Here is a 6,021-nt window from a genome sequence, read left to right as displayed (position 1 = left end):
AAAGCCGGTTGGAAATTGCAATTTTAGCTTATAATTTGGCTTATTGTCTAGAAAGATTTAACTAGCACCACGCGTAACCTTTATGTAGCACCACATATTCACCAGTAATTTGATAAGTCCAAAAGTTATAAACATATGGTATGAGCAAAATCTGAACTATATCAAAAACTATTACCAATGCAAATAAAATTGCCCAAATCATAAGGAATAGGTTAACTAAGTTTTTGGCAACAAATGTAATCAAAACGAAGTAAACTATCCCAAATCCAATCATGGTTCCAATAACTTCTAAAATATTTTCAGCTAACCAAACTTTTTTTATTTCATTTGGCAGTTTATTTTGCATCATTATTCCTCCATATAAAAAAGCTCTACTTGCCTGAATTATAGCAAATAGAGCTTAATATTTCAGTTTAGACACTCAGATTAGATGGTAGTTAACGAAATGTTGTCGCAAATACTGTAAGGTCAAGCTGTTTTTCTGGCTATTAACTAAGGCAAATGGATTACCTGTAGCCATTACTTGTCCACCATTTATGCCACCTTTCGGTCCTAAATCAATCAAATAATCACAATTAGTCATAATATCTAAATCATGAGTAATGATAATAATAGTTGCACCTTTAGCTTGTAGATGACGCAGCACTTTTAATAAAATCTGAACATCACTAGGGTGAAGGCCTATTGAAGGCTCATCAAAGACAAATAAAGTTTGCTTGCATGATTTTAGTAAATGCTTAGTTAACTTCAATCGTTGTGCTTCACCACCGGATAATTCAGGTGTGCTTTCTCCTAAATGTAAATAGCCCAATCCAACTTGTTTTAACAAATCCAATTCTCGTAAAATCTTTTTTTCTTGTGCAAAAATACTAATAGCATCATTTACAGATAGTTCGAGGATATCGGCAATTGAATAATTATGCCATTTAATTTTTAAAATTTTTGAAGCGAAACGTCGGCCATGACAAGTGGGACATACCTGCTCCATATCAGGTAAATATTGCAAATCAAGTGAAATACTTCCTAATCCTTGGCAAGTAGGACAGGCCCCTTGTTTATTATTGTACGAAAAAGCCGACATTTTTAAATTTTCAGCTTTAGAGGCTGGCAAGCTGGCAAATAAACGCCGTAAGCTATCCATAATTGAAGTATATGTAGCAACACAAGAACGAGTATTTTTACCAACTGGTTTAGCATCCACACTGACTACTGTTTTAATAGAAGTTGTTATATTAGTTACCTGAGCAGGTAAATGTTGAGGATTTTTTATAGCTGGTACTAAACTATCTAAAATCAGACTTGTCTTTCCAGCACCTGAGAAACCAGTAATTGCAGTTAATTTTTCATCAGGAACTGCAATCGTAATATCATGCAAATTAAAATAATTACTTACACTTAGTTGAGTTGCGTGTGCCAAGTTTACACTTTGCTTTTTTAAGTTAGTAATTTTGGCATTACCAGCTAAATATTTTCCAATCATTGACTTAGGATTATTTATTAACTCACCTGGTTTGCCTTGGGCAACAACTTTCCCACCTTTTTCTCCAGCTTGAGGGCCAATTTCAATTACCCAATCTGCTGCTTCAATTACACTAACCTCGTGATCAACAACTACTAATGAATTCCCTTGGGAAATTAAACGACGCAAAATTTTAATCAAACCAGCAACATTATCAGGATGTAATCCAATAGTTGGTTCATCTAAAACGTATAAAACCCCCGTCGTTTCAGTTCTTAAAGTCCGAGCTAACTGGATTCTTTGTAATTCGCCAGTTGAGAGGGTATTTCCACTACGTGCTAAAGTTAAATAATCTAAGCCTAAATCAAGCAAGGGAGCTAGATTATCATCTAAATCTTTAAAAATAACTTTTGCCATAGCTTGCACATTATCTGGAAGCCAATTTAAGGTCTTTTTTTCAAATTTAGACAATTCTCCCAAAGTTAAATTAGCAACTTGAGCAATATTTTTTCCAGCAACTATTTGTTTCAATAACTCTGGATTTAATCGATTTCCATGACAAAGCGGACAAGTTGAAAACTTAAAGAACTTATTAATCCTTACTAAACTTCGTTCAGTTTTAGCAGTTTTAAGTGACGCATAAACAGCTTCATAAGCATTTTCATAAAGTGTACCATCAGTACTATAAACACGACCTGTTGAGGTGTGAAAATCAACTGCATATTTTTTCTTTTTACCGTATAAAACAATATTTTTTTCTTTTGGCGTCAAATCCTTAAATGGTACATCTAAACGTACACCCAAAGTAGCCGCAACAGTATTCATAAAATTGCGTCCTGGCAACCGCCAAGAAGCTACTGCACCTTCATTAATTGACTTATTATCATCTGGAATAATTTTTTCAGGATCTAAAGTTTGAACTTGTCCAGTTCCATGACATTTTGGACAAGCACCAGCAGAATTATAAGCGAAATCTTCTGCTGATTTAGCACTAAATTCTACTCCACAAGTCGGGCAATTGATTTTTCCCATTTTTTCACCAGAATTATCCATTGCCTGGGAAATTGACAAACTTGGAGCAATTCTATGGCCATTGGGACAAACCGGACTTCCAAGACGAGAAAATATCAAACGAATTACATTATAAATTTCAGTCATTGAGCCCACTGTTGAACGTTCACTAGGAATTGAGGGCCGTTGTCTTAACGCAATCGCAGAAGGAATATGTTTAATTTCTTTAACTCCTACTTGTTTAGCTTGTGTAATTCGCCTTCTAGTGTAGGTCGACAACGCCTCAAGATACCGACGAGAGCCTTCAGCGTAAAGAATACCCATGGCTAGTGAACTTTTACCGGCACCAGAAGGTCCAGTAATTGCTACAAATTTATGTAATGGGATATCAATATCAATATTTTGCAAATTATTAATATTTGCACCACGCACTTCAATAGCTTGCGGTCCAACAGTTGTATTCTCATTCATTATTTTCAACTCTTTTTATAAAAAACTATTTATATTATATAACTTCAAGAGTCTTTCTTTTTTTACTATATACACTATCATCTTAGACAATTATTTTTTTCTCTATCTTTTTCCCACTTGCAAGTTCAAAAAAGTAACGTAAAATTCCTAGTTCTAGCTTGGCATATGAACTTTCCTTAACTTCTAACTCAACTACTCCATTAGCTAAAATAAATTTAAAGTTCTGTTTATTAAGTGCAGTTGGTGCTTTTAAAGCGGCAACCACACCTTTTTTGTACCACTCCACATCATTATCACTTACACTAACTTGATTCAAACTTTTGCAGGCATGTTTTTTGCCACTATCTAGACCATACCCCAAGACAACTATTCCCCAGACAGGTTCATGATACTTATTTTCTAATTTTTGGCGATTATAAGTTCCACCAACAAACCAGCTATTTAAGCCAAGAGTTTGGATATATAACATTAAATCTGCTGCACAATAACCTAATTGCTCTTGCTGATTATCTTTTCCAGCCAGGACAATAAAATTTCGAGCATTTTTGCTTAAAACAAATTTACCAAGAAGTGATAAAGCTGAATCATCGTCAAAAACTGCTCTCATCATCAAATTATAACTACTGTTCAGTTTATTAACTCTTTCTAAAATAAACTTTCGATTATCAAAATCAATTTCTGTCGGCTTATATCTACGCACAGTATGTCTTAAATTAATTGCTTCTATTAGGTTGGACTTTGATGTCATAATATTCTCCTTTCTAATTCACTTATACTTATAGTTATAAACTCAATAAAAAAAGAACTCAATTTTGAGTTCTTCTATCCTTTATTATCAATATAATAATTAATCAAGAAATGTAGAGGTACAGCTGCAAAAATAGCTATTACCCAACTATCCTGCTTTAAAACTTCCATTCCAAATGCTGCAAGCATAGATGCAGTTCCCCATAAAATACCCTTTAAAGCACGCTTAGCTCTCTGTTTTTTCAATAGATTTTGCTTACTTGTTTCCTGTGTTTCTTCTTTTTTATCAAAATTTTTATTACCAACAATATAATCAATTGAAACATCATAAAGCTGACTCAATTGCTTTAACTTTAAAATATCTGGTAATGAATCACCAGTTTCCCATTTAGATACTGATTGACGTGATACATTTAGTTTGCTAGCAAGTTCTTCTTGAGACATACCAGCATTAAGTCGCATCTCTTTAAGACGCTCATTAATTTGATCCATGATTTTTCCTCCGTCATTTAATATCTAAATTATATTGCGCATGGTAGTTGCGCACCACCAATTATGGTATACATTCACGCCACTTTCAGTTGCTTTTACCATTTCCCAGGAAATAAAAAAACTCTCCTAGATAGTCTAGCAGAGTTTTTTACAACTACGAAGTACTTTATTTAATTTGCAATGTTCCAGTTAAAAGTCCTAAAATACCGGCTAGAGCCATAACAGCTATAACGCCCCACCATAACCATTCCACTTTACTTAGCCTTTGTCCTTTTTCTTTTTTACCTTGATAGAAAAAGCCAAAACCAGTCATCCAAATAATTGCTCCAAGTAAAAGATAGCGCAAACCAGCTCCAAAAATCATAAACAAGGTAAATGCTGTTGCTAATACTGCATAAATAGCTGATGTAATTCGTTTATAAGTTGGCAAATCTTTAAAACCGATTCCACAAATAACGCTCTTTAAGGCATATAGACTGGCAAAAAAGTAAGGCACAATAGCCATCGAAGTTGAGAACTTGAGTAAAACCGCATATCCAGCTGAATACAGCCCTGCGATAATCATTAATACCTGAGTTAGGCCAGTAGTTACTAATAACGCATTTTTTGGAGCCTCCGCTTCATTAAGTTCTGCTAACCACTTAGAGCCTGAACCGCCACGTCCAGCAACTCTTAGTTGCTCACTACATAGGTTTACCCATGCAATTAAGGCACCAACTACAGAAACAATCAAGCAAATATAAATCAACCAGCCACCCCAGGGTCCTACCATATTCTCCATTAAACCAGCCACAGAGGGATCGTGAAGTTTAGAAATTTGATTTGGCGCAAGTAAACCAAGTGACAAAACAGAAGTACCAACTAAAAGAACTATTACAAACATCGCACCGAGATTAGTAGCTTTTGCAACATCACTCAATTTCTTAGCTCTTGTAGCAAAAATAGTTCCTGATTCAATCCCAATTAATGTCCACATAGCTGACAATAAAACAGACTTGGACTGGTCAAAAATCGATACATGCATCCAATGATTAGTTGCCACATCAAATACATTAGTTGAAGCAAAATGAGCTAGAAAAGTATGTGGCGAAAAGTTGAGAATTGCTAAGATGATAAACATTGCAATTGGAATAACTTTGGCGATAGTCGTTATATTATTCATAACTGTTGAAGTTTTGATTCCTTTCAACACTAATCCAGTAACTATCCAAAGTAAAATAGAGGCACCAATAATTGATGGCCATGTAGTACCATTTCCAAAGATCTGCAAAAAACTAAAACCACCCAGAGCTGAAAAAATAACTGTTAAATACGATGCATTTCCAATTGCATCACCAATTCCATGCCCATAATTGGCGATAAACCCGCCCATATCACCGAACAGATTCTTTGAACAACCATGTATTCCGTCATCAATTTTGGGTTGTTGTAGGGTTAAATTACGATATACTCCAGCTAAAGAAAACATCCCAATTGCCACAATAGTCCAACCTATCAAAATTCCTTCTGGATTAGCTCCAGCAGTCAATGTGGCTGGCAAGGCAAAAATTCCTGAACCAATAGTTCCTCCAACAATTAAACCAGTCAAGCCCCCAAGACCCACTTTATTTTTAACTTCTTGTTTCATATGCATTCACTTCCTAAAATTAATCCCAAAAAATAATCTACACCCTTTACTTATACTTGGCAGGTATTCTTCTAAAAGTCTGTGAAATGCTTGTCAAATTATAAAAAAGTACAGGTCATTCTTTTTACATTTCAAATTATGAGACTGTAAAATAGTTTGTGTAAGGATGAATAATTCCTTAAATTTATTTCTTAAAACATTAGAAAAAGGAGTT

The 6,021-nt window shown here is 34.5% G+C and carries 5 protein-coding genes; all 5 read right to left on the bottom strand.

Features of this window, described 5'->3' with window-relative positions; genetic code table 11:
• Positions 1-61: 61 nt before the first annotated feature.
• The 5 genes from ETI37_RS07530 to ETI37_RS07510 all read right to left on the bottom strand — a co-directional run bounded on the left by ETI37_RS07530 (position 62) and on the right by ETI37_RS07510 (position 5,807).
• Positions 62-346: a hypothetical protein gene (locus ETI37_RS07530; protein ID WP_244285224.1), complete on the bottom strand. Its 285-nt coding sequence runs from the start codon at positions 344-346 to the stop codon at positions 62-64.
• A gap of 75 nt (positions 347-421) precedes the next feature.
• The gene (locus ETI37_RS07525; RefSeq protein ID WP_006585767.1) at positions 422-2,941 is read right to left on the bottom strand and encodes an AAA family ATPase; all 2,520 of its coding nucleotides are present in this window, start codon (positions 2,939-2,941) and stop codon (positions 422-424) included.
• Between the two features lie 82 nt (positions 2,942-3,023).
• Positions 3,024-3,689, bottom strand: coding sequence for a nitroreductase family protein (locus tag ETI37_RS07520; protein ID WP_006585768.1), 666 nt, complete (start codon positions 3,687-3,689; stop codon positions 3,024-3,026).
• 74 nt (positions 3,690-3,763) lie between these two features.
• Positions 3,764-4,180, bottom strand: a complete 417-nt coding sequence (locus ETI37_RS07515) for a helix-turn-helix domain-containing protein (protein WP_006585769.1) — start codon at positions 4,178-4,180, stop codon at positions 3,764-3,766.
• Between the two features lie 166 nt (positions 4,181-4,346).
• Positions 4,347-5,807 carry an amino acid permease gene (locus ETI37_RS07510; RefSeq protein WP_167494287.1) on the bottom strand — a complete coding sequence of 487 codons (1,461 nt, stop codon included), beginning with the start codon at positions 5,805-5,807 and terminating at the stop codon, positions 4,347-4,349.
• Positions 5,808-6,021: the final 214 nt, after the last annotated feature.

The sequence above is a fragment of the Lactobacillus mulieris genome (assembly GCF_007095465.1).
Classification (GTDB): Bacteria; Bacillota; Bacilli; order Lactobacillales; family Lactobacillaceae; genus Lactobacillus; species Lactobacillus mulieris.
The sequence above is the reverse complement of the archived record's forward strand: the minus strand, read 5'-3'. Positions and strand labels throughout refer to the sequence as shown.

What these genes read in the sequence shown, in the direction of transcription:
- ETI37_RS07530 (WP_244285224.1), bottom strand. Translation starts at nt 346, where the DNA reads ATGCAAAATAAACTGCCAAATGAAATAAAAAAAGTTTGGTTAGCTGAA.
- ETI37_RS07525 (WP_006585767.1), bottom strand. Translation starts at nt 2,941, where the DNA reads ATGAATGAGAATACAACTGTTGGACCGCAAGCTATTGAAGTGCGTGGT.
- ETI37_RS07520 (WP_006585768.1), bottom strand. Translation starts at nt 3,689, where the DNA reads ATGACATCAAAGTCCAACCTAATAGAAGCAATTAATTTAAGACATACT.
- ETI37_RS07515 (WP_006585769.1), bottom strand. Translation starts at nt 4,180, where the DNA reads ATGGATCAAATTAATGAGCGTCTTAAAGAGATGCGACTTAATGCTGGT.
- ETI37_RS07510 (WP_167494287.1), bottom strand. Translation starts at nt 5,807, where the DNA reads ATGAAACAAGAAGTTAAAAATAAAGTGGGTCTTGGGGGCTTGACTGGT.